Source organism: Rufibacter ruber (assembly GCF_014138425.1).
Lineage (GTDB): Bacteria > Bacteroidota > Bacteroidia > Cytophagales > Hymenobacteraceae > Nibribacter > Nibribacter ruber_C.
Genome location: NZ_JACJIQ010000009.1, coordinates 25,743 through 48,234 on the forward strand (window position 1 = coordinate 25,743; position 22,492 = coordinate 48,234).

8 protein-coding genes and 1 riboswitch are annotated in these 22,492 nt (G+C 50.9%); of the genes, 3 read left to right on the forward strand and 5 right to left on the reverse strand.

Annotated elements, in window-relative coordinates:
* Positions 1–1,244 precede the first annotated feature (1,244 nt).
* Positions 1,245–1,356, forward strand: a riboswitch (SAM riboswitch).
* A gap of 260 nt (positions 1,357–1,616) precedes the next feature.
* The 3 genes from FHS90_RS11820 to FHS90_RS11830 are packed head-to-tail and all read left to right on the forward strand — an operon-like array spanning position 1,617 to position 5,242.
* The gene (locus FHS90_RS11820) at positions 1,617–2,951 is read left to right on the forward strand and encodes an O-acetylhomoserine aminocarboxypropyltransferase/cysteine synthase family protein (protein WP_182513204.1); all 1,335 of its coding nucleotides are present in this window, start codon (positions 1,617–1,619) and stop codon (positions 2,949–2,951) included.
* Positions 2,952–2,960: 9 nt separating this feature from the next.
* Positions 2,961–4,016, forward strand: coding sequence for a homoserine O-acetyltransferase MetX (gene metX, locus FHS90_RS11825; protein WP_182513205.1), 1,056 nt, complete (start codon positions 2,961–2,963; stop codon positions 4,014–4,016).
* Positions 3,995–5,242 carry a homoserine dehydrogenase family protein gene (locus tag FHS90_RS11830; protein WP_066829391.1) on the forward strand — a complete coding sequence of 416 codons (1,248 nt, stop codon included), beginning with the start codon at positions 3,995–3,997 and terminating at the stop codon, positions 5,240–5,242. The genes metX and FHS90_RS11830 overlap by 22 nt, the downstream gene beginning before the upstream one ends.
* A gap of 1,559 nt (positions 5,243–6,801) precedes the next feature.
* Here the strand turns inward: FHS90_RS11830 and lysA are convergent.
* The 5 genes from lysA to FHS90_RS11855 form a co-directional block, all read right to left on the reverse strand.
* A complete protein-coding gene (gene lysA / locus FHS90_RS11835) occupies positions 6,802–7,947 on the reverse strand; it encodes a diaminopimelate decarboxylase (RefSeq protein WP_182513206.1) in 1,146 nt (381 codons plus the stop codon).
* A complete protein-coding gene (locus tag FHS90_RS11840; protein WP_182513207.1) occupies positions 7,940–9,277 on the reverse strand; it encodes an aspartate kinase in 1,338 nt (445 codons plus the stop codon). The genes lysA and FHS90_RS11840 overlap by 8 nt, the downstream gene beginning before the upstream one ends.
* Before the next feature lie 254 nt (positions 9,278–9,531).
* Positions 9,532–16,113, reverse strand: coding sequence for an Ig-like domain-containing protein (locus FHS90_RS11845; RefSeq protein ID WP_182513208.1), 6,582 nt, complete (start codon positions 16,111–16,113; stop codon positions 9,532–9,534).
* Between the two features lie 306 nt (positions 16,114–16,419).
* Positions 16,420–20,322 (reverse strand): T9SS type A sorting domain-containing protein, encoded by a 3,903-nt coding sequence (locus tag FHS90_RS11850; protein WP_182513209.1) that lies wholly within the window; start codon positions 20,320–20,322, stop codon positions 16,420–16,422.
* A gap of 627 nt (positions 20,323–20,949) precedes the next feature.
* Positions 20,950–22,167 carry a beta-ketoacyl synthase N-terminal-like domain-containing protein gene (locus tag FHS90_RS11855; protein ID WP_182513210.1) on the reverse strand — a complete coding sequence of 406 codons (1,218 nt, stop codon included), beginning with the start codon at positions 22,165–22,167 and terminating at the stop codon, positions 20,950–20,952.
* Positions 22,168–22,492: the final 325 nt, after the last annotated feature.

The following is a 22,492-nucleotide window of genomic DNA, read 5'->3' on the forward strand; positions in this document are numbered from 1 at the left end:
AACCCCGGCAAAGTTAGGAAAGGAACGGCACGGGGCAAGTGCCCTCCCGTCCTGTTTTCAGCGGCTGGGTGCATCTTCTATTTTCCGTTTTAGAGCTGTTTTTGAGAAAACAGGTCTAAAACGGAAGTTGTCGCAAACACCCGCGGTTCCTCCGGAGGCTACGGCGCCTGGTGGTAGTTCTGAGTCAAGTATGTGATTTTAGTTTATTATGGGAAAGCAACTTAATCATCATGAGAATCCACCCCAACAGGAGTATTAGGCATGGGTAGGGAAAGAGACGGGTGACCGAATCTCTGCAATGCGTGCGCTCCTGTGTCAACATCCCCCTTCGCCCCCTTCCAAGGGGGAGTGTCAAAGTGAGTTCTGAGTCTTGAGTTCTGAGTCCTTTCATTTTTTCCTTACGCAAATCAGTACGAATGAAGCAGCAATGCCTGGTTTCGCTGCCGCGCCGCGGGGGCAGCCGGAGACCGCCCGTCATCAGTAGGCACGCGTCTGGGGACTCGCGCCAGCGCGGGAGTATCTGCTGGCGTTAGAAGGCACGGAAGGAACTTCCGCGCCATATGGAGCTATAGAGGGCAGAGGTAATGTGAGGCGGCCGCCTCATGGAAGCTGAAAGCTTCCGCCATTATAGGTCCAAGTTGAAAACTTGAACCAGAGAAAGCAACAATGAACAACAACACTTCTGCCTCTGGCTGATGTGCGCAGCACGGGCTCGTCTCAGGCTAGCGGGGCAGCAGCAGCTACCTGCAGAGGCAGACATAACAGCACAAGCAGTTACAGGAGAGGAACAGCAACCAGTCGTGGGGGTGAGCGCCTCTGTTAATACGGTGCCGCTTCAGCGGCAAGGCCGGAGGGCCTAGTTTTAACAGCAGTGCTCACCGCCAGGACGGGGCCCCGCGGCCGTGAGCGCTTACCGGAAAAGATGAAACAATGCAGTGAGTGAGGCACCGGAGCAAACGCCACCGCCAAGGGGACAACTAACTTCGCATTTTAGCAGCAATGAAAGGAAACAACAGTACCAGCACCAGCTTTGGAACAGACAAAACGCTATCCCGTTCCCTCCCCTAAGATCAAAACAAATAACAACATGCTAATGAATGTTAGTTTCTGCTGTCAATATTGCAACCTTAACAACCCTTGGTTAAAGCCTTCGTAAAATTAATTTGTAAAATTTTTTATAAATTGTTTGCAGATGAACTTTCGGGCTTTACATTTGCAGTATCAAGTCAATTATTCCGGTAGTTGATTTATAAAGAAGAGCGGAGAGACAGGCTCAATGAAGCTCTAGCAACCTACTAAGAGGTAAGGTGCTAATTCCTGATCCCAGCGGACATATTGCCCTGGGGAATATAAATTGATACGAAGATGGAAATTACTATCCAACCCACTTCTAGCAATGCTTTGGCGCGCCAAACGGTGACGCTATTTGGTTACACCCCTTCTTTCTGCCCAACAGAAATGCGAATGTCCATTCAGGACTGTTGTTGCTGTTGTCGCTAATCTGAACCTTCTGGTTTTCTAGGGCTTACCGCGCTGCCGCGGGGAGACGCGCCTACGCGTAAGTTTTCCTAGTATCCTGTTTTTGTTCAATTTTTCAAGTGTAACCTAGAAGTACTATGTCTAATTCATATCGTTTTGAAACCCTTCAACTGCATGCCGGCCAGGAAATAGACCCTACCACCCGTTCCCGCGCCGTTCCTATCTACCAAACCACCTCGTATGTGTTTGAGAACGCAGAGCATGGCGCCAACCTGTTTGCCCTGAAGCAGTTCGGGAACATCTACACCCGCATCATGAACCCCACCACCGATGTGTTTGAGAAACGCATTGCGGCTTTAGAAGGCGGAGTGGCGGCCCTGGCCGTGGGCTCTGGGCAGGCGGCACAGTTCATTGCCCTGAACAATATTCTGCAGGCGGGTGACAATTTTGTGACCACCAGCAACCTGTACGGCGGTTCTTACAACCAATTTAAAGTAGCGTTCAAACGCCTTGGAATAGAGGTCAGATTCACCAAAGATGATGAGCCAGATACGTTTCAGGCGCTGATAGATGAAAATACCAAGGCTTTTTACCTGGAGACCATTGGTAACCCCCGCTTCAATATTCCTGACTTTGAGGCCATTGCCCAGGTAGCCAAGAAAAATGATATTCCGCTGATAGTAGACAATACCTTTGGCGCGGGCGGTTACCTGTTCCGGCCGCTGGAGCACGGTGCCAACGTGGTGACGGCGTCTGCCACCAAATGGATTGGCGGCCACGGTACCAGCGTGGGCGGCGTGATTGTAGACGGCGGTAACTTCAACTGGGGCAATGGCAAGTTTCCGCAGTTCAGTGAGCCGTCTGAAGGTTACCACGGACTGGTGTTCTGGGATGTTTTCGGCTCTGAAGGTCCTTTTGGGAACATTGCCTTCGCCATTAGGGCAAGGGTGGAGGGACTGCGGGATTTTGGCCCCGCCCTGAGCCCGTTCAACTCTTTTCAACTGATTCAAGGGCTGGAGACGCTTTCCTTGCGCGTTGACCGTACGGTGCAGAATGCCCAAGCCATAGCCGAATGGCTGGAACAGCACCCGCTGGTAGAAAGTGTGAATTATCCGGGATTGCCTTCTAACAAATACCATGCGCTGGCGAAAAAATACCTCAAGCGTGGGTTTGGCGGTGTATTAAGTTTTAACCTGAAAGGTGGAAAGGACGAGGCAGAAGTATTTGTCAACAGCCTGGAACTGGTGAGCCATCTGGCCAACGTGGGCGATGCCAAGACCCTGATCATTCACCCCGCCTCTACCACGCACCAGCAGTTGAATGAAGAGGAGCAGCGCGCGGCTGGGGTAGACCCTACCTTGCTTCGGGTTTCGCTGGGAATTGAGCACCTGGAGGATATCAAAGCAGATTTTGAGCAAGCCTTTGCCAAAGTGAAAGTTCGTGAACCGAAGCTGGAGGCTTCCCTAAACTAGTAGCTTGCCATGCTGAAAGGACGCGTCTTTACCTTTTATGATGAATTCCAACTGGAGTCTGGGCAATCTTTGCCCGGCTTCCAGCTTTTTTACACCACTTGGGGCACCCTGAATGCTGATAAAAGCAATGTAGTTTGGGTATGCCATGCTTTAACTGCCAATGCCTTTGTCAATGACTGGTGGGGCGGCCTGTTTGGGGAGGGCAAGGTGTTTGACCCGGCCAGGCACTTTATTGTCTGCGCCAACACCCTGGGCAGTTGCTATGGTTCTACCGGTCCGCTCTCCCTGAACCCAGATACAGGGAGGCCATATTACCACACTTTCCCCACCTTGACCAACCGTGATGTGGTGCGGGCCTTCAACTACCTGCGGGAGCACCTGGAGATTGAAGAGATAGAAGTGCTGGTGGGTGGCTCGGTGGGGGGGCAGCAGGCGCTGGAGTGGGCAGTGAGTAACCCAGAACTGGTAAACAAGCTGGTGCACGTGGCTTCTAACGCCCGCCAGACCCCATGGGGGGTGGCGTTTAACGAGAGCCAGCGTATGGCCATTGAGCAGGATGTGACCTGGCAGTTGAACACAGATGATGCCGGTTTGAACGGAATGAAAACTGCCCGGGCGGTTGCCCTGCTCTCTTACCGCAATTACCAGGCATACAACCGGTCTCAGCGGGAGACCAACATGAATAAGATAGATAATTTCAGGGCGGCTTCTTATCAGCAGTACCAGGGCGAGAAACTGGCCAGACGCTTCAATGCTTTCTCGTATTGGCACCTTACCAAAATGATGGATTCCCACAACGTGGGCAGGGAAAGAGGGTCAGTTGAAGAAGCGCTGGCGCAGGTGCAGGCAGAGACATTGGTCATTGGCGTAGATTCAGATGTGCTGTTCCCGCTCACTGAGCAGCGGCTAGTGGCCCGGCACATCCCAAACTCTACCTTTGAGGTGGTGCGCTCAGAATACGGACATGATGGATTCTTGCTGGAGTTTGCCCAGCTACAGGAAATATTAGAGACATTTTTACAGAAAAAACCAAAGAGAAAGACATGGATTCCAACCGTATTCTAAAGATAGGCTTGTTTGGGTTTGGGTGCGTAGGGCAGGGGCTGTATGATATTCTGGCGCGGGAGAAGAACTTGCCGTTTCAGATTGAGAAGATCTGCGTGAAAGATCCCGCTAAAGTCCGTCCGTTACCGGCAGAAGAGTTCTCTTTCAATCCGGAGGAAGTGTTGGCAGATGATCAGCTTGACCTGTTGGTGGAGGCCATTAGTGATGCCACAGAAGCCTACGGCATAGTGACCGCCGCCTTGCGTAAGGGCAGGCGGGTGGTGACCGCAAACAAAAAACTAGTAGCCTACCATCTGCCTGAATTGCTGGAACTGCAGGAGCAGTTTGGAGGTGTCTTGCTGTATGAAGCGGCTGTGGCCGGCGGTATCCCCATCATAAGAACCGTTGAGGAATATTTTTCAAATGAACCGCTGGAGCGCGTGCATGGCATTCTCAACGGCTCCTCAAATTATATATTAAGCCAGATTTTCCAGAAACAGAAGCCGTACGCAGATGCCCTCAAAGAGGCGCAGGACAAAGGCTTTGCCGAACTGGACCCCTGGTTAGACGTGGCTGGGGCTGACTCCCGCCACAAGCTGTGCATTCTCACTGCGCACGCTTTTGGCAGAACTTTGGCACCGCAGGAGGTGGCTTTCTTCGGGATTGACTCTCTAGGCAACCGGGATCTGGAGTTTGCCCGGCAGAATGGCAGTACCATCAAGTTAGTGGCATCTGTGCACCTAACACCAGAAGGGGAGATTGTGCCCCTGGTCTTGCCAAGCTTAGTAGGGGACGCTGACGACCTGAAAATGGTGGAACAGGAGTTTAATGGGGTGGTGGTGCAGGGTGGCTACTCCGGCCCGCAGCTTTTCAAAGGCAAAGGCGCGGGAGGGCACCCTACCGGGGCGGCTGTGCTGTCTGATGTTATCTCCATCAGCAACGGGTACCGCTACGGCTATAAGAAATTGCAGCAGCGTCAGGCAGAGCCTGCTTTGGCGCTTGATTTTCAGATTGAGGTGTACCTGCGTACCTCTGACCCCAACTTACTGGAGTCGCTGGACTTCTACCGCCAGCGCATTATTGAAAGCGCCGCCGACTCTGACTCTGTGGTAGGCATGGTCACCTTAGAGAGCCTGCTGCGCAACCAGGATAAAATAAGAGAGGCGGGTGCCTTCATCTTAGCTTTGTCTTCTGACTTTGCCTCGCCTAAGAATGTAAAAAAGTATGAGGCCGTGGAGCTTTCCTAGCTGAGAGGCGGCCAATTCTAAAGATAGTAGCTTGTTTAAATTAGTTTGTTTTAATCGCGCAAGACGCCTGGCTTTTAAAGCCGGGCGTTTTCGTTTTTGGGCTACTTTTTGAAAAACAGGCCGAAAACAGGAGTGGGGCTCATTGGTTAATGAAGGGGGCAGTTTTAGAGATTGACTAGAACGGGATAGCTTTTTGACGGCGGCTCCGGGTGGCTGGAGTACTCAGCTGTACCCTGCTATCTGCTGCTGGATTGCACGGTTCGCTGTTTCTTTTGACAATGGATAGTTTGCTGCTGCTGATCAGGTTTTCTTTGTCTGCAGTTCCCTTGGTTGGGTGAAGGTTGCTGTTTCCCTTGGCGGTGTTGCTGCAGTGGGAATGCGCGGTCTGCTGCTCCCGTGGCTGTGGCAGGAAGGTGTAATCTACTGTTTCCCATGGCTTTGGCGTTTGCTCCTGTGCGAAATCCCGTTGCTGTTGCATTGCCTCCGGTAAGCGCTCACGGCCGCGGGGCCCCGTCCTGGCGGCTCGCACTGCTGTTAAAACTAGGCCCTCCGGCCTTGCCGCTGAAGCGGCACCGTATTAACAGAGGCGCTCACCGCCAGGACTGGTTTGGGTTCCTCTCCTGCTACTTCCTTACTTGCTCTGTCTGTTTCTGCAGGTAACTGTTGCTTATCCGCTAGCCTGAGTCGAGCCCGTGCTGCGCACATCAGCCAGAGCAGAAGTGTTAAAAGAGGAGTAGCAATGGCAGAAGTGAGTACTGGGAGCAGAAGTGCCGGCATCTGAAGCAAATAGGAGCAATCTCGTAAGTAGAAGGATTGAAACAGTCGAAGGATTGAAACAGTCATTGTGTTTCTGGCCTGTTTTCAGGAAAACAGGTCAGAAACACAATGGCGTTTTCTCCCCCTATGGCGCGGAAGTTACTTCCGTGCCTTCTAACGCTACCTGATACTCCCTGCGCTGGCGCGAGTCTCCAGACTCGTGCCTACTGATGACGGGCGGTCTCTGGCTGCCCTCGCGGCGCGGCTGCGAGACCAGGCATTGCTGCTTCGTGCGTATTGAAGTGCCTAAAGAAAAAGGAAGGACTCAAGACTCAGGACTCAGAACTCACTCCGATACTCCCCCCTTGGTAGGGGGCGAAGGGGGATATTGACACTGGAGGGCACGCATGCCAGAACATGCTGAATTTTTAGGAGAAGGTTAGGGTAACAAAAATTCCCCTAGAAACTGACGTGGACACTCTTTTCCAATTCATTTCAACACCATTGATCTGGAATAAAGATTAGGAACCATTATCACTCATGGGAGAGATGAATGTGCAATTGGAGGGAGCTGCTAGCGCAATAAGACCTGTGAATTAGATTTTTACGCTTCAATGGCCATTAGAAGAACCTTGCTCACACTTTTCCCGCCCCGTAGCGCAGCTTCGCTATTCAAGAATTGCTTCTGAAGCCTTTCTCTGGTATTTCCGCCAGGGAATTCAAAATGTAAAAATGTTTTTCCCTGTTTTGGAGCTGTTTTTTGAAAAACAGCTCCAAAACAGGGAAAAGAAATAAAATAAGTACTAACTCAGGTAGAAGGACTGAACGGTGTCTCTGAGGTTGTAGTGGTTGGCCATGACTTCGCCGTAGGCACCTGCTGTTCTAATGGCCATGATGTCACCGCGTTTGGTCTCTGGGAGTGTCACTTCTTTAGAGAAACAATCTGTAGACTCGCAGATGGGACCTACCACATCATAAGTTTTCTCCGGAAGGGAACTGGTCAGGTTCTCAATTTTGTGGTACGCCTGGTATAGCGCGGGGCGCATCAGTTCGGTCATGCCGGCATCCAGAATGGCAAAGTTGGTTTTCTGCCCGTTCTTGATGTAGAGGACTTTGGTGATCAGGGTTCCCGCCTGGGCTACCAGCGCCCTGCCCAGTTCAAAATGCACCTGCTGCCCTTCCCGCTTGTCTAGCAGGCGGTTGAAAATCCCGAAGTACTCTTTGAAGTCGGGAATGGGCTGTTCTTCTGGCTGCTGGTAGTTCACCCCCAGGCCGCCCCCCACATTTAAGTGGGGAAATAGAATGCCTTGCTCCTCAAACCACTGCTGAATCTCATTTACCCTCACGCAGAGGTTCTCATACGCACGCAGATCAGTGATTTGGGAACCAATGTGAAAGTGCAGCCCTATCAGTTGCAGGTTGGGCCACTGCGCAAACTTAGGCAGCAGGCTTTCCAGCTCCCATAGGTTGATCCCGAACTTGTTTTCCTCCAGGCCGGTGGTGATGTGCTTGTGGGTGTAGGCATCTACGTTGGGGTTGATGCGCAATGCCACCTGGGCTACCTTCCCCTGGGCCGCCGCCAGCTCCTGAATTACCTCCAGCTCCTGGGTTGACTCGCAGTTAAAGCAGAAAATATTCGCCTGTAGGGCAAAGTTGATTTCGGCATCTGATTTGCCTACCCCGGCAAACACCACCTGGTCAGGGGTAAAACCAGCCTCCAGCGCCCGCTTTACCTCATTCCCGCTCACGCAGTCGGCCCCAAACCCTTGCTGCAGGATCTCTGCCAGAATAGGGGCGTTGGCATTGGCTTTCAAGGCGTAGTGCACGTGATAGCCGTATTGCTCGGCTTCCGCCCGGGCGGAAGAAAGTGTTTTTTTCAGCAGCTCCAGGTCATACAGGTAGAAGGGGGTTGGGTGGTGGGCAAACGCCGGCAGTTGCTCCTTAAGCATTGCTCGCCTCCTTCTTCTCCTGAAACACCCCCTCATTGATGGCGATGAGCGCCTCTTCTTTCTGCGCCGTATTCACCAAAAGGCTGATGTTGTTCTTGCTTCCGCCGTATGAGATCATCCGGAGCGGGATGTTGCGCAGCGACTGTACCACTTTGAGGGCGGCCCCCGGGCGGTCTTCCATAAAGTCACCCACCACGCAAATGATGGTCAGGTCAGAGTCAATCTCTACCGTGCCAAAACGCTGCAGCACCTCGGTAATTTCTGGCAGGAAAGCAGGGTTGTCAATGGTCAGGGACACGGCCACCTCAGAGGTGGTGATCATATCAATAGGCGTTTTAAAACGCTCAAAGACTTCAAACACGCTGCGCAGGAAACCATAGGCCAGCAACATGCGGCTAGATTTGATCTTGATGGCGGTGATGCCGTCTTTGGCCGCCACCGCTTTGATCTGGTTGCCGCTTCGCTTGGAGGAGATGATGGTACCGGCGGCCTCTGGCTGCATGGTATTCAATAACCTTACCGGAATATTCTGCTGCTGGGCAGGCAGAATGCTGGAGGGGTGCAGAATCTTTGCGCCAAAGTACGCCAGCTCGGCTGCCTCGTCAAACGAAAGCTCTGCAATGGGGTACGTATTCTTTACCACCCTGGGGTCATTGTTGTGCATGCCGTCAATGTCTGTCCAGATCTGGATCTCAGAGGCTTTCACGGCTGCCCCAATGAGGGAGGCGGAGTAGTCGCTGCCGCCCCGTTTCAGGTTGTCAATCTCATTCTTGGCGTTCCGGCAGATATAGCCCTGGGTAATGAACAGGTGGGTGTCTGGGTACTGGGCGAGTTGTTTCTGAATGTTTTCCCTGATGAAGGCCATGTCTGGTTCTTCATCCTGGGTGATTTTCATGAACTCCAGCGCCGGAAGCAGGACAGAGGCAATGCCCTGCTCTTCCTGAAAGATATGGAAGAGTTGGGTAGAAAGCAGTTCGCCCTGGGCCAGAATGATTTTTTCTATGGCGGGGGAAAACGGCTGCTCAAGGCATGTTCTAATATCAGTAAAAACGGTAGATAAAACCTGTTTGGCCTTGTCTTTAGATGCTTCCTGTTTATATAACTCGGCAACCACCTGTTTATAGCGTTGCTCCAGTTGATCTGTGAGAGATGCCGCTGGCGCTTTCTCTGCCTGCGCCAGCTGTTGCCCAATCTGCACCAGATGGTTGGTAGTACCAGACATTGCTGACAGTACCACAATCACCGGCTCCCGGGCAGGGATCAATTGTGAGACAGCACCCATCCGCTCCGCAGAGCCTACGGAGGTGCCTCCAAATTTCATGATTTTCATATTATTGAAATAAAACCTGCGAATTTACTAAATGAACTGCTAGTTACCTGACAGGAAGGTGATAAGGAGCGGTATTTTTTTTGCGTTCTTAAGAAACATGTGGTAACTCTATTCTGTCAGGCTGCCCCTGATGGGGGAAAAGGAGGACGCTGTTTCTGTTTTTGGCCTGTTTTTGCGAAAACAGGCCAAAAACAGAAACAAAAAAGGCCGGGAACTCCCGGCCTTTTAAAATTTACCTCCCGTGTTTGTGGGGCTTAATTGGTTTTTATCACTTTCTGCACCAGCCTTAACCCGTTGCCGGTTACATTAAGGAGGTACGTGCCAGCCGGCAGGTTGTCTGTGGTTAGAGGCAGATGGTTGTTTCCTTTTACCAACACGGCTTTTTGAGTTTTTACTACCCGGTTCTGCAGGTCACGTAGCTCAACGGTCACATTCATGGCCGTTTCACTGGTCAGACTGAGCGTGAACTCTTTTACAAACGGATTCGGGAAAACCAATGGTTGGGCAGGGGTTACGGTTTTACCCGCTGCTGCACTGATCACTCTGGAGTACTCAAACTTGCCGTCGTAATCCACCTGCTTCAACCTGTAGTATTGGGTTTTAGCAGTGGTGGTGGCATCTAAGTAGCCGTACTGTTTTACGGTATTGCTGTTGCCGTTCCCTTGCACTTTCCCAACTGCCGTGAACGTTCTGCCGTCCTGGCTACGCTCAATCTGGAAGAAGTCATTGTCTTTCTCAGAGGCAGTACTCCATTTCAGCTGTACACCGGCCACCGTTGGAGTGGCAGAGAAGGAAATCAGTTGCACCGGCAGCACTTCAATGCCTCCAGCGCGTTCGTAACCATCTGCATCGGCATCATTGATGGAGTAGGTCATGTAGGTGGTACGGGTAGCGCCCAACTGATCAGTGGCTAAAATTCTCAGGGTTCTGGTACCAGATTGCAGCGTGCTCATGGTGCTGGTTGAAACATACAGTTTCCCTGTTACCGGATCAACTGATGTGCCAGTCAAAGGCGTTCCTTCTATTACGGTATAGGTAAGGGGCCCGGTATAGGTCCAACCGGTTAAAACAGGCGTAGCGATAACCTCATTGGTGGTATAGGTTACTTTGGTATAGGGCGGCTCCACCTCATACATAATTGGGCATTCCGCCACTATCACTGAGGTCTCTCCCATCTCTGTTGTAAAGCCGCAGGTGCTATTCGTGGCGGTTACTTTTAAGTTATAGGTGCCGTCAACAGTGATGGCATCTGTGTACAGGAAAATCATAGAGCCGTTTCCTTTCACCGGTGTGCCGGTAGGCTCGTTGGTGGACAGATTAACTAGTTGGTACACCACCCCTTGCTCAGAACCAGCAATGGAAATAGTAGCTTTTGAACCTCTGCAAACATTCTGTGTGGCGGCGGAAGCCAATGCATAAGTAGAAGGAGCCTCAGATACCGTAAGAGTTGCCGTGTTGGAGGCCAGGCTTTCACAACCGCTAGAAGTTGCCACCACTTTGTACACACCAGCGGTGTTTACTGAGAAAGTGGCCGTACCGTTAGCGGCAGTGACAGAGAGGTTGGTATACACATTGTCTTTGTACAACTTATACACTACGCCGTTGGCAGGGTTGGTCACAGACAGAAGTGCTGAGTTCCCTTTACAAACAGTAGCGTTGTCTAAGGCAATGACAGGTGTTGCAAGGGTCACAGAAGTAATGGTGACTTCATCAGAAGTGGCGGGGGTACAGGTCCCATTGGTGGCTACCACGGTGAACTTTGTAGTGGCAGCACTTATGGCTGAGGTGAAAGAGATGGCGTTTGAACCGGTGTAAGTGATGGGGCTGTTTTGGGCCATCCCGTCTTTGTACAACTGGTAAGACACCCCGTTTACTAAGTTGCCCACTGTGAAGGTTACGTTACCGGTGCCGCAGAGCGTAGAGGCAGATGAGGTAACAGTTGGCTTGAGCGGCATTGGTGAAACCGTCACTGCGGAGAACCCATCCATGGTGGTATTGCCGCAGGCATTGGCAGATAGGGCTACCACTGTTAAAGTGGCGTTAGCTGTCAAAGCACCGGAGGTTAACGTAATGGCACTTCCAGTTCCTGCTACCTGCGCACCTGTGGCGGTATTCCCATTGTACAACTGATAATAAACTCCGCTCTGAGAACCTGACAGAGACACCTGCGCCGTTCCGTTGGCACAAATATTCTGTGAGGCTGGAGCAACTGTGAAAACGGTATTAGGCGTACCCACCGTAATGGTGTAGCTATTGGTCATGTCTACGTTGCTGCAGCCAGACTGGCTAGCCACTACCTTTAAGGTGGTGGTGCTTGTCAAAGGCGAAGTGGTCAATGAAATCTTTCCACCGTTACCTTGAACGGGTAAGCCTACGGCCACATTGTTGGCATAAATCTGATAGGTCACGCCTAGTTCAGATGCTGCTAAAGAAAGCGTGCTGGTGCTACCAGAGCAGATAGAGGCTGGCGTGTCTCTTGTTACCGTCTGTGCCGTTGGCGAAGCCACGGTTACTGTAAAGGTAGAAGATCCAAAGGCAGGGCAGCCGCTCGGTGTTACCAAGACACGCAGGGTATTGGTGCTGTTGGTGCTGAACGCCGCTGAGGTTAACGTAATGTCTCCACCAGTACCCGTCACTGATGCACCTGTGTTGGTGTAGGTTGGGGTAGTACCGGTTACGGTTTGTAACTGGTATATGGCACCATACTGTGAGTTCAGAATAGTGACTGATGCGGCAGAACCAGCACAGATCTTCTGGGTAGAAGTAGAGAAGGTCACCGTGGTGGAAGATACAGATACATCTACAGTATTCAGCATGTCCTTAGCACATGAACCTGAGGTAGCCACCACTTTTAGGGTAGTGTTGGCTGACAATGCCGGCGCAGTTAAGGTTAAGGCACCGCTTTGGGTGGAGGTATTGGTTTTTGATACCACCGGGCTGAAGTCTACAAAAGTTCTGGTGCCAGGATTGTAGTATTTCAGGGTATAGGTAGTGCTGGCGGTTGAGTTGGCCAGGGTCACGGTAAACGTACTGCCAGAACAGATAGACGCGCTGGTAGGTGATACGGTGTATGCCTGAATGGCGGTCACCGTAACGGCCACACCATTGCTTGTTAAGGTGTTCCCGCAGGTATTACTGGCTCTTACGGTTAAGGTAGTACTGGCCGTTAAGTTGGCAGAGGTAAGCACTATATCACCACCGGTACCCACTACCGCAGAACCGCTGGTATAATTGCCATTGTAAATCTGGTAAGTTACCCCTAATTGTGAGCTATTCACCCGTATGGTAGCTGTACCGCCATCACAAAGTGGGTTGGTGGAGGTGAGCGTGATATTGGGAGTAGTTAAGGCTGGTGTTACGGTTACTGCAAAGGTTTGGGTAAGTTCAACACTACAGGCAGGAGAAGAGGTGGTGCCCACTATTTTGAAGGTAGTAGTGCCTACAGTTGTCAAGGCGCCTGTGGTAAGGGTGAGATCTCCACCTGTACCGGCTACTGCACTGCCTGAGGCTGTGGTTCCGTTGAAAAGCTGGTACGTTACCCCCGCTTGAGACGACTTAATGGTCACCGATGCGGTGGCTCCGTTACAGATAGAGCGGGTGGCAGGCGTAAGGGTTAAATTGTTAGCAGGAACAAACACGGTGAAGGTGTTGCCCATGTCTACTGTACAAGACCCAGAGGTAGCAACTACCTTGAAAGTACCGCTGGTAGATAAAGCTGCGGTTGTTAAATGAATAGCACTACCCGTTCCTGTAACCGCTTCACCGCTATTCACATAAGTGTCAGTATTGGCGTCATACACCTGCACCCGATAGCTTGTGCCAGATTCAGATCCAGAAAGGGAGACCATGGCCGTGCTGCCGTTACACACATTTGAGCTGGTGGGGGTGACGTTAAAGGCAGTAGGCCCTGGGTTGACAGTGATCACTGATGAACCATTCAAGGTTACCGTGCAGGAGGCACTACCTACTCTAAAGGCTCTCACTTTTAAAGTAGTAGTGGCGGCCAGTGGTCCAGACGTTAAGGTGAGGGAAGTGCTGGCGGTCAAGTCACTCACAGCTGAGGGGCCAGTGGCGGTTTCACCATTGTATAATTGGTAAATAACCCCGTCTTCAACGCCTGTGATGGTGACAGTGGCCACATTGCCACGGCAAATGGTCTGGGAAGTGGTAGTGATTACCGGACTGGAGGAGGGAGCATAACAGGTGACCGTTTGAGCAGCTGTCTGCTGGCTTTCACAGATTCCGGCCGGAGCGCTTGGCAAAATAGAAGCCGTTACCTGAATGCCAGGGGACAGGTTCAACTGGTTGGCAGATGAAATGGAAACACTCCAGGTGGCGGCAGTTGTTCCGTTGGAGGAGACCGTTGCCGTACCAGCAATTTTAGTACCGTCAATGTAGAGATACACGGTACCTGTACCATTAATGGTAGAGGTACCCGTAATGGCAGTAGCACCTTCCTTGATAGGATTCAATACCAATCCATAGCTGGCCGCCGTGCCCGGGGTGGAAACTGTGGCCAGGTTGGAGATGGCACTTGCTGTTTTATTGGGAGCAGTAGCTACCGCGTACAAAATGCTCCCGGCAGAAGGGGCAAAACCTGTCAGAATATTGGCAGTCCAGGCACCGTTGACAACTTCTACTGCATTGGTGAGACGGGTGTCTGTTGTTGTATTGGCAGTTGTTCCAACTCTGCGATAGACTGTAACAAACGAACCATTCTCTGTGGAAGTACCAGAAATGCTGGCAGTAGTAGGGCAAGGGGACGTAGTGGTAATGACCGGGGCAGCCGCAGCGCAGGCACCAATTTCAAGTTCTGTGGTAGCCGCAGAAAGCCCTTCATAATTACTGGGATAGTTGGGTTTGTTCCCGTTTCCTACCGAATTGTTTGGAACAGCAGCCCTAAATGAAATTTTATCACCTGCCTGTAAGTTAAAGCTTGAAATATTGACTGTCCAGCTGGCGGTGTTAGATGCATCAGCATTCAAAGGTGTGCCGGCAGCGGTGGTCACCTGAGCCGTATAGGTAATGGGGGTTCTCCCGTTAACAGTTGTTTCACTGATTGTACCCAGGCCACCGTCAGCATTTGCGTTAATGGGGACCCCATTCACATACATGAAAATCAAAGCGCCAGGTTCAGCGGTTCCACTAATGATAGTGGCGCCGGAGCAAAGATTTGTGGTAGACAGCGAAGGCGAAAGGGTGGTTTGTGGTACGGTTGTAGTGTTAGGCGTTGAATGGTCAGCAGAGGTGGAGTTCATGTAGTAACTGTTTGACCGCTTTGACTGACAACCATTCACCGGAGTCACTGTGGCGTTAACCGTTGCATAGTCTTTTGAAGTACTCTCACTGCCGGCGTCTCTTGGATACCCGAAGTCACGCGAATATAGGGTGTTATTATACGTCCAGCTGTAAGTACTGCCGCCCGTGGTGGTAGGAGTGGTGCCGGAGGTAACTGTGGCAAAGTAGATACCATCCTTGTAAATCCTGATCTCTGCGCCAGGATAAATAGTGGTTCCATTTAAAACGTCTTTTCCACTAACACTTGTAATAATAGGTGCCGTGGTTGTGCAGGTTCCATACTGAATGGTGCCAACCGTTACAGTGGCAGAAGACACAGATGAAAGTTCAGGACAAGGAGATGCTGCCGCTCTTGTTACTTTAGCTGTTATTTTATCATTTAAGGCCAAGGAAGTACCGGCAGGCAAGGGGAAAGACCAAACACCATTGCTCACCGTTACTGGGTTAGTTGCAATGATCTCCACCCCATTCCTGTAGATTCTGAGGATACCACCATTCTCAGTAGAAGTACCCGTAATAGTAGTAGTGGTGGTTCTTACGCCACCTGAAGTAGAAATAACCGGCGCCTCAGGAGCGGCAGTTTGGCAAAAGTCGCCATTCTCTAAATCTTGCGGGGAGGTAGGGGGGAAATCAGGAATCAGTTCATTCCAGATTTTAAGTTTATCATTCCCGTACTTCTTGTCATCTACCCCGCCAATATCTGAGATGGTGCCTTCCAGACCTGTTTGGGCACTGGTTACGGTAGAACCACTGATCCGCATGGGAGTGGTAGGGGATATCCCAATGCTTCCGTCTGCACTGAACGCTGAAAGCGGAACATAAAAGTCAAAAAAGTAATCTGCATCCCCCCCAGCGGTGGTAGCTGCCAGTGATTTCTGAAAGAATTTGTTATAGCCTCCGTGCGCACTGCCCCGCCAGATTACATTGCTGGACATGGGGTCTCCCGTGTCGCCACTACCTTTATGACGGTACACAATAACATCAAAGTTCAGGGCAAGCACCACCTCATACTCAAAACCTAAGTTGGTTACCTTAGAGGGCGTGGTGTAATCTACCAGAGTGCCATCGGCCAATTTTTGCTTATTGAAGACACCGTCTGTATCTAACAAAAAGCTGTAGCCTTTTGAAGCCGTAGAGTTACCGCCTAACCTTACCCTGAACATAAGGTTACCATTGCTATAATACATGCCAAGGGGCACATTGGCTAAGTCTGTGTGGCCGCCGCTTGAACCCGTAACAAGGTCAGCTAGTGGCTCGGGCCCTGCCGGAGAGGGCATCTGAGGCAGAAAGCGGTAGGTGATTTCGCTGTGGGTTCCCATGTCATTGGTGCCCACAAAGCCTGTTTTGAATTTAGAAATGTAACCATCTCCGTTGGGATCCAGCACCGTTGGTCCCGGGCTGAGTGCCTTCTGGAAAATAAAGCCGGGGGTTTGGGCTTGTGCGTCTGGGGTGAAGCACAGGCACAGGATAAGCAGAACTACCAGCAAGGGCCATTTGCTGATGCAGTAGTGGTAGGGGGTAAAGGTTTTTCCCTGCATGTTCAAGTATTAGTTTAAAACAATCCCCTAAAATTAAATTGCTATAAACCTGGCACAGGGAGTGGTTCGATGAATGCCTTAATTTGGCAGATGAATGTTTTTTACTATTTGATTGTCTCTGTATAAGAAATATGGAGGTTTTAACATTTTAAATTTATATTTTTATATTAGAGTTTGGTATAATGGCAAGTATAAATTTGGTTCTTAAAATAAGAAGGAAGCCTATGTACCAAAACGTCTTTTTCGACGAATGATACATAGGCTTTCTCTAATTTATAACGCTGCAAACTTTCTGTTATGCTTCTTTTAATGCGCAATAACTATTTTAAGAGTTTGGTTTACACCTGACCCTATCACTCTAAGTAGGTATACCCCAGAAGGAAGCATTTGCCAGTTGCGGGTGAGTTGGTTGGTCCCTTTTTCAAGACGTATTTTCTCTGAATAGTACCGTTGGTTCTGCAAACTGACCAGTTCTAAAGTTACTTCTCCTCCAGAAAGATGTTGTAAACTGATAGTCGCTTTCCCATGAACGGGGTTTGGGGCAACTGTCACGGTGGCTGCACCTTGTGGCAAGTTTACCAGAGCAGATACTAATTTGCTGTATTCCTGTTTTCCGTCTGTATCTACTTGTTTCAGTCTATAGTAGGCTTTGCCCAAAGCGGGGTTATGATCTGTAAACGTGTAATGCTTGAGGGTATTGCTGGTCCCGGCCCCTGCAACTTCCCCAATTTTGGTATAGGTTTGAAGGTCAAGGGTTCTTTCTATCTCAAATCGGTCATTGTTTAATTCAGAGGAGGTACTCCATTTAAGCTGCACATACCCTTTAGAGGCGGTTGCGGTAAAGGCCGTCAGGGTGACTGGCAAAACCTCTGGGTCTAATGGGTGGGCAGCGGCGCTTGGGTTATTATCTGGGCTTACACTATACGTGACAGGCACAGAGATAACTTCTCCTGTTGCCGTGTTCGTGGCTAAAATGGTAGCTGTCCTGGAACCTGAAGTTAAGGTGTTGAGGTCAGAGACATAGATTTTACCAGTCTTAGAGTTAACTGCAGTACCAGGTAATAATCCGGTGCCAGAAAATGTGTAGGTCATGCCGCCAGGGTACACCGGGGTAGCAATCACTTCAGTGAGAAAATAATCACCTTTGCGGTAAGCAGGTTCCACCTGATAGCTTACGGTACAGGTAGACACGGTTGCGTTTTCAAGGTTTGAAAAGGCGCTTTCGCAGGCACCGGCAATTGCCTTCACCTTATAATACGTACTAGTGGTGACATTCACGAAGAACTCTACCGGGGCACTGTCTGCCAATATGCTGGCCACCAGTGTTGTGGCGGTGGTGGGTGAATCTCCGCGGTACAGCTGGTAGGTATAGCCATACACCGCGTTAGAAACAGCAACGGTAGTAGTACCGCTTCCGCAGACCGTGCTGGTGCCAAGGGTGATCACAGGCGTGGCAATACTCTGCCCTACGGTTACCGTGGTGGCACCCGTTAAAGTAATGACACTGCAGGTGCCCCCAACTTTATAAGCTTTCACCACCAGTTCATACACATTGGGGGTGGTGCCGCCCGTTAAGATGTCTGATGTTAACTCCAGCGCGCTTCCGTTCCCAAGTTTGGAAGAACCGGTGTAGGCGCTGGTGGTATTGTTATATAGCTGGTAAATTATTCCATCCTCAGAGCCTGACAGGGAAATGCTAACGGCAGAGCCACTGCAAATACTGCGGGAAGAAGGGGAGCTGATGGTATACGCCGTTGAAGGAGGGGTGCACAATACCACCACTGCTGCCGTTGGGGCACTTTCGCCGCCGCAGGCGGTGGCAGATGCATCCAGTACGGTAATGGTCACACTGGTTCCAGTGGCCAATTCTCTGCTCAGGGCGGCATTGGTGATAGACCAGGTGGTGTCGGTTGGGTACGTCACGGCCACTGGGGCAAAACCGGTGGCAGGGTCCAGCACGGGTGAACCTTCAACATAGATTTTGATCAGCTTGCCACTTGGGCGTTGCCCGGAAACAGTGGTGGCACTTTCATAGATTGGACCGGTAACACTTGCTCCTGTATTAGACGTGAGGGCGTTCACGGTGACAGGGTTTGAAGTGTTGCTGACCAGTTTATTGGCAGCGGTAGCGGTGGCATAGAAAGAAGAACCTGGGGTAAGCGTACCAGCGGGAATACTGGCTGACCATGCCCCTCCGGCCAACACCACCGCATTGCCAATAGCAGCCGTTTGGCCGGTCTTGTAAATTGTGATGGTGGTACCTTGAATTTCAGTAGAGGTACCTGTCACAGTAGTGATAGACGAAGCAGTACAGTACGTACCGGTAATAGCTGGGGTAGCAGTAACAGCCCCGTTGGTAGCCGTAATGGTAGCCGTTGCCTCTGCCACACAGGCACCTGTATTGGTGTTGCTGTACAAACCAACGGCTTCCACCAAGAGAATGTCACCCGCAGAAAAATTAGCAATCTGCGCTGCGGTAAGGGAAAAGGTGCTGGTAACGGGTGTCCCTGAGGCGGGATTGTTGATGGTTGATGAAGCCAGCTGGGTATAGCCGTAATTGGCGCTAGAGGTACCCGTACGTTTAACCAGTTTAAAAGTTAACTGGGTAAAGGTTTGGGCAGCGGGTATAGTAGCAGACACATTGATGTTAACCCAGGTATCAGTGTTCTTGATACTGGTGGGGCTCGTAGACGAGGAAGTAGTATAGGTAAAGGAAGGGGTAGGGGAAGCAATGGTTTTATTGCCTATACAGGCCGGGGCCGAATAAGGCGACTCACAACCCGTTCCCAGTTTAGCAGTGACCACAAAGGAGGCATCATGCAATGCTTGGCCATGCCCACCTCCAATAGAGTAAGAGTAGGAGCCAGTGGTAGAGGATACAGTTTGCGACGTTACGGTTCCCCCGGAAGCATATACATCACTAACCGCTGAACTGTAGGCACCGTTTGACATGACCCGGTACACGGTAAAAGTGATAGGCCCGGTATAGCCGCTGGGGGCAGTATAAGTTCCCTGGGCTCCCTTGTTCCCGCTAATAGAGACTGGGGCAGCAGGGGCGGGAGTGGCGCAAACCCCGGCTATGGTGTTGACAGCGGAAGAATAAGCCGACTCACACCCGGCCGTATACGTCGCTTTCGCCCGTAATACATCGTTTTCCACCAGGGCAGTGGTAAAAGTAGCCGTCCAGACACCGCCAGAGACGGTGGTGGTGGCAAGGAGGGTGGCTCCGGTGAGCACGCCATTTGACAACGTTCCCCCTTTATAAAGATGAATGGTGGTGCCGTTGGGTTCATTTGAAATACCAGAGACAGACGTGTCATAAGCTTTGGGAGCACCTGTAATAATAGGAGCAGAAGGTTTCGCACAGCCAAACTCCCCGTCTTTCAACTGGTTTAACGTTGTTTGGGGAAAGTTAGGAATCACATCTTTCCAGATTTTGATTTTATCATTCCCATACTTTTTATCATCTACCCCGCCCACATCTGAGATGGTTCCTTCCAGACCTGTCTGGGCGCTGGTAATGGTAGAGCCGCTTACTCTGAAAAGGGTTGTGGCGGCATTGATGCCGGGCGCATTATACTGGGCATTGGTGAAGGCAGACAAGGGAACGTAAAAATCATAGAAATAATCAGCGTTACCGCCGGCGGTGGTCCCCGCCACAGACTTCTGAGAATATTGAGTATAGCCTCCGTTGGCTGAGGCGCGCCAGATCACGTTACTGGAATACAAAACGGGGTCATTGTCATCCCCGCTTCCCCTATGGTAATAGACGGCCACATCAAAGTTAGAGGCGAACACAATTTCGTACTCAAAGCCCAGGTTTTTGACCTTTGAAGGGGTTACATAGGGAATAACGTTTCCGTTAGCGTCTGTTCTGGCATTGAAGATGCCATCAGTGTCTAACACAAAGCTATAGCCCTTTGAGGCAGTGGAGTGGCCCCCTAAACGAACCCTGAACATAACATTTTCGCCATCAAAATACATGCCCAGCGGCGCATTGGCTAAATCAGTGTGCCCCCCGTTAGAGCCGGTTGCCAGATCATTGAGTGGCTCTGGCCCCGCAAACTGCGGAAGCATCCTGAACGGGATTTCGCTTTTAGCGCCGGTGTCTTCCCCTAACGCAAAGCCGCTGGGAGAGAGGGAAACATACCCATCATTGTTCCTGTCAAGAATTGCCCTACCTGAACCAGAAGCTTTCTGGATGATCATTCCTCTGGTTTGCGCCACGGCGGAAGAGAAAAAATAGGAAAATGCCAGAAAAACTACAGATAGCACTAAGAGTGGCAGAATTCTAGACCCGTGATGAGGGAAACTTGGACTTGACATAAAGGATATCCAATGAAAATGTTGAATTGATCCAATTTCTTAAAAGGTTTCAGCGGGGATTTGGAAAATCGTTGAAAGGGATAAAAATCACGTTGAATGGCTGGGTTTTGGAGGATGAATAAACCCGTTATTCCTTTTGGAATTTTATATATTGAGAATGTATAATGTAGTAGCTGAAAATTTATAAAGGGAGAGACAGTTGGAAAAGGAGAGATTTGTGCTGGGAAATGGTAAAAGAAAAGGGTTGAAATAAGGATCTTTAGAAGTATTCATACCTTTTAACCACGCCACAGAAGGCATGCAAGAGAAAGCCAGGTGCTAACCAAGTAGCCTTTCTTTGCTAAGGCATTTGGTTAGCCAACTCTTGATTAGAAGAAGCGGTGCCGCCTCCTGTAAGTCCGGTATGGAGCTTACTAAGGATGGGGGCCGTTTTTGGCCTCTTTTTCGGAAAACAGCCCAAAAACAGCAAAGAAGAGGAGAGTAGGTCGCTTTGCCCCAGCAGGAACTGCATTAAAACCTCACCCTGGAGAGAAGTAAGCTGGCACTGTTGCCGCCAAAGCCAGCGCTGTTGATCAGGAGGTGCCGGAAAGGATTGGCCGCGGTAGAAACACCATCTGCCGGGGTAAGCGGTTCAAGGGGAATGTTCTGGAGTAACAGCAGAGCCATCTCAGCAGACAAAGCCCCCGAAGCCCCTAAGCTGTGGCCCATTCTGGTTTTGTTGCTATAAAGGGAAGGGAGTCTCTGGTGAAACACCTGGTTCAAGGCCGTCATTTCTGCTTTGTCTCCCGCTTTGGTACCAGGGGCATGCACCACCACCGCATCTATCTCTGCGGGGGAGCGTTGGGCCAGGGAAAGTGCCTGCTGAATGGCTTTTTGGAAATGTTGGCCATCTGGGGTCAGGCCCGTTTTAGATGGTGTTTGCTCCATGCCCAGACCTACAGCGCTCACTACCACCACTTCAGAGAGGCCTAAGGCCGCTATCTCATTTTCCGTCATCCGTTCCAGCGCAAAAACCGCGGCCCCTTCGCCCAGCACAAAGGTGTTCTGTTCCTGGTTCAAGGGCCGGCAAGGCCTATGTTCAGCGGCCAGCTTGGAATAAATGCCTATCCCTTTCATCTGGGCAACGGTGAACGGGGTCAGCGGAGCCTCCGCCCCGCCTACCAGAAACCTCTTCGCCATGCCTGATTTCAACCACGCCACCCCGTTGGCAAACGCCTGCAAGGCCGTACTGCACGTGACCGAGTGGCTGATGACAGGGCCAGTTGCCTGTAAATCCTGCGCCACCCAGCTGGCCACATTGCCCAGCGTGGTGCTGGGTGAGACGGAAGGGGAGAGCCGCAGCTCAGGTTTTGCCAGAAACTCTGCATGGAACTGCTCAAACAACCCGGTGGCGCCTCTAGAGGAGCCAATATTAATGCCAATAGGAAACTCAGAAGTATCTTCCCAACCTGCTTCCGCTACTGCCTGGCGGGCGGCTACCATGGCCATTTGCACCGTTCGGTCTAGCGTTCCATAGACAGGGTTCTCTTTTTGGAGCGCGTGCAAAGCGGCTTCGCCGGAAGGCGAAAGAGGGGCAACCGGGGTGTATAAACCTAGTTCAGGAAGATACGTGAAAGCGGTTCTGCCAGTGGTATACGCTTCTATCACTTCGGTGCGGGAACAACCTAAACCAGAGATGGAGCCCATGCCCCGAATCACAATCCATTCCTGCTCCTGCTTCTGCTGCATCTGTTTTTGAGCTGTTTTCTGAAAAAGAGGCCTAAAACGCACTATCATGACTGCCTTGCTGGCCCTTCATGTCGGCAAAGGTAAGACACAAATTGACGCAGTGCTTCCTTAAACCGGTTGCACCAAGCAGTCACGTGACTTTACATGAATTTACTGACTTTACCTGACTTTACCACCTACCTAACCTGACCCCCTCTTTGTCATCCTGAAAGGATCTTGTGGGCGAACTGTAATACCGTGATTTCTTTGCTCAAGTACTTGAGCAGTAAAACTGAAACAGCCATCTAATTAGAATGGCTCCAGCTTTTCTAGTTCGCCCACAAGA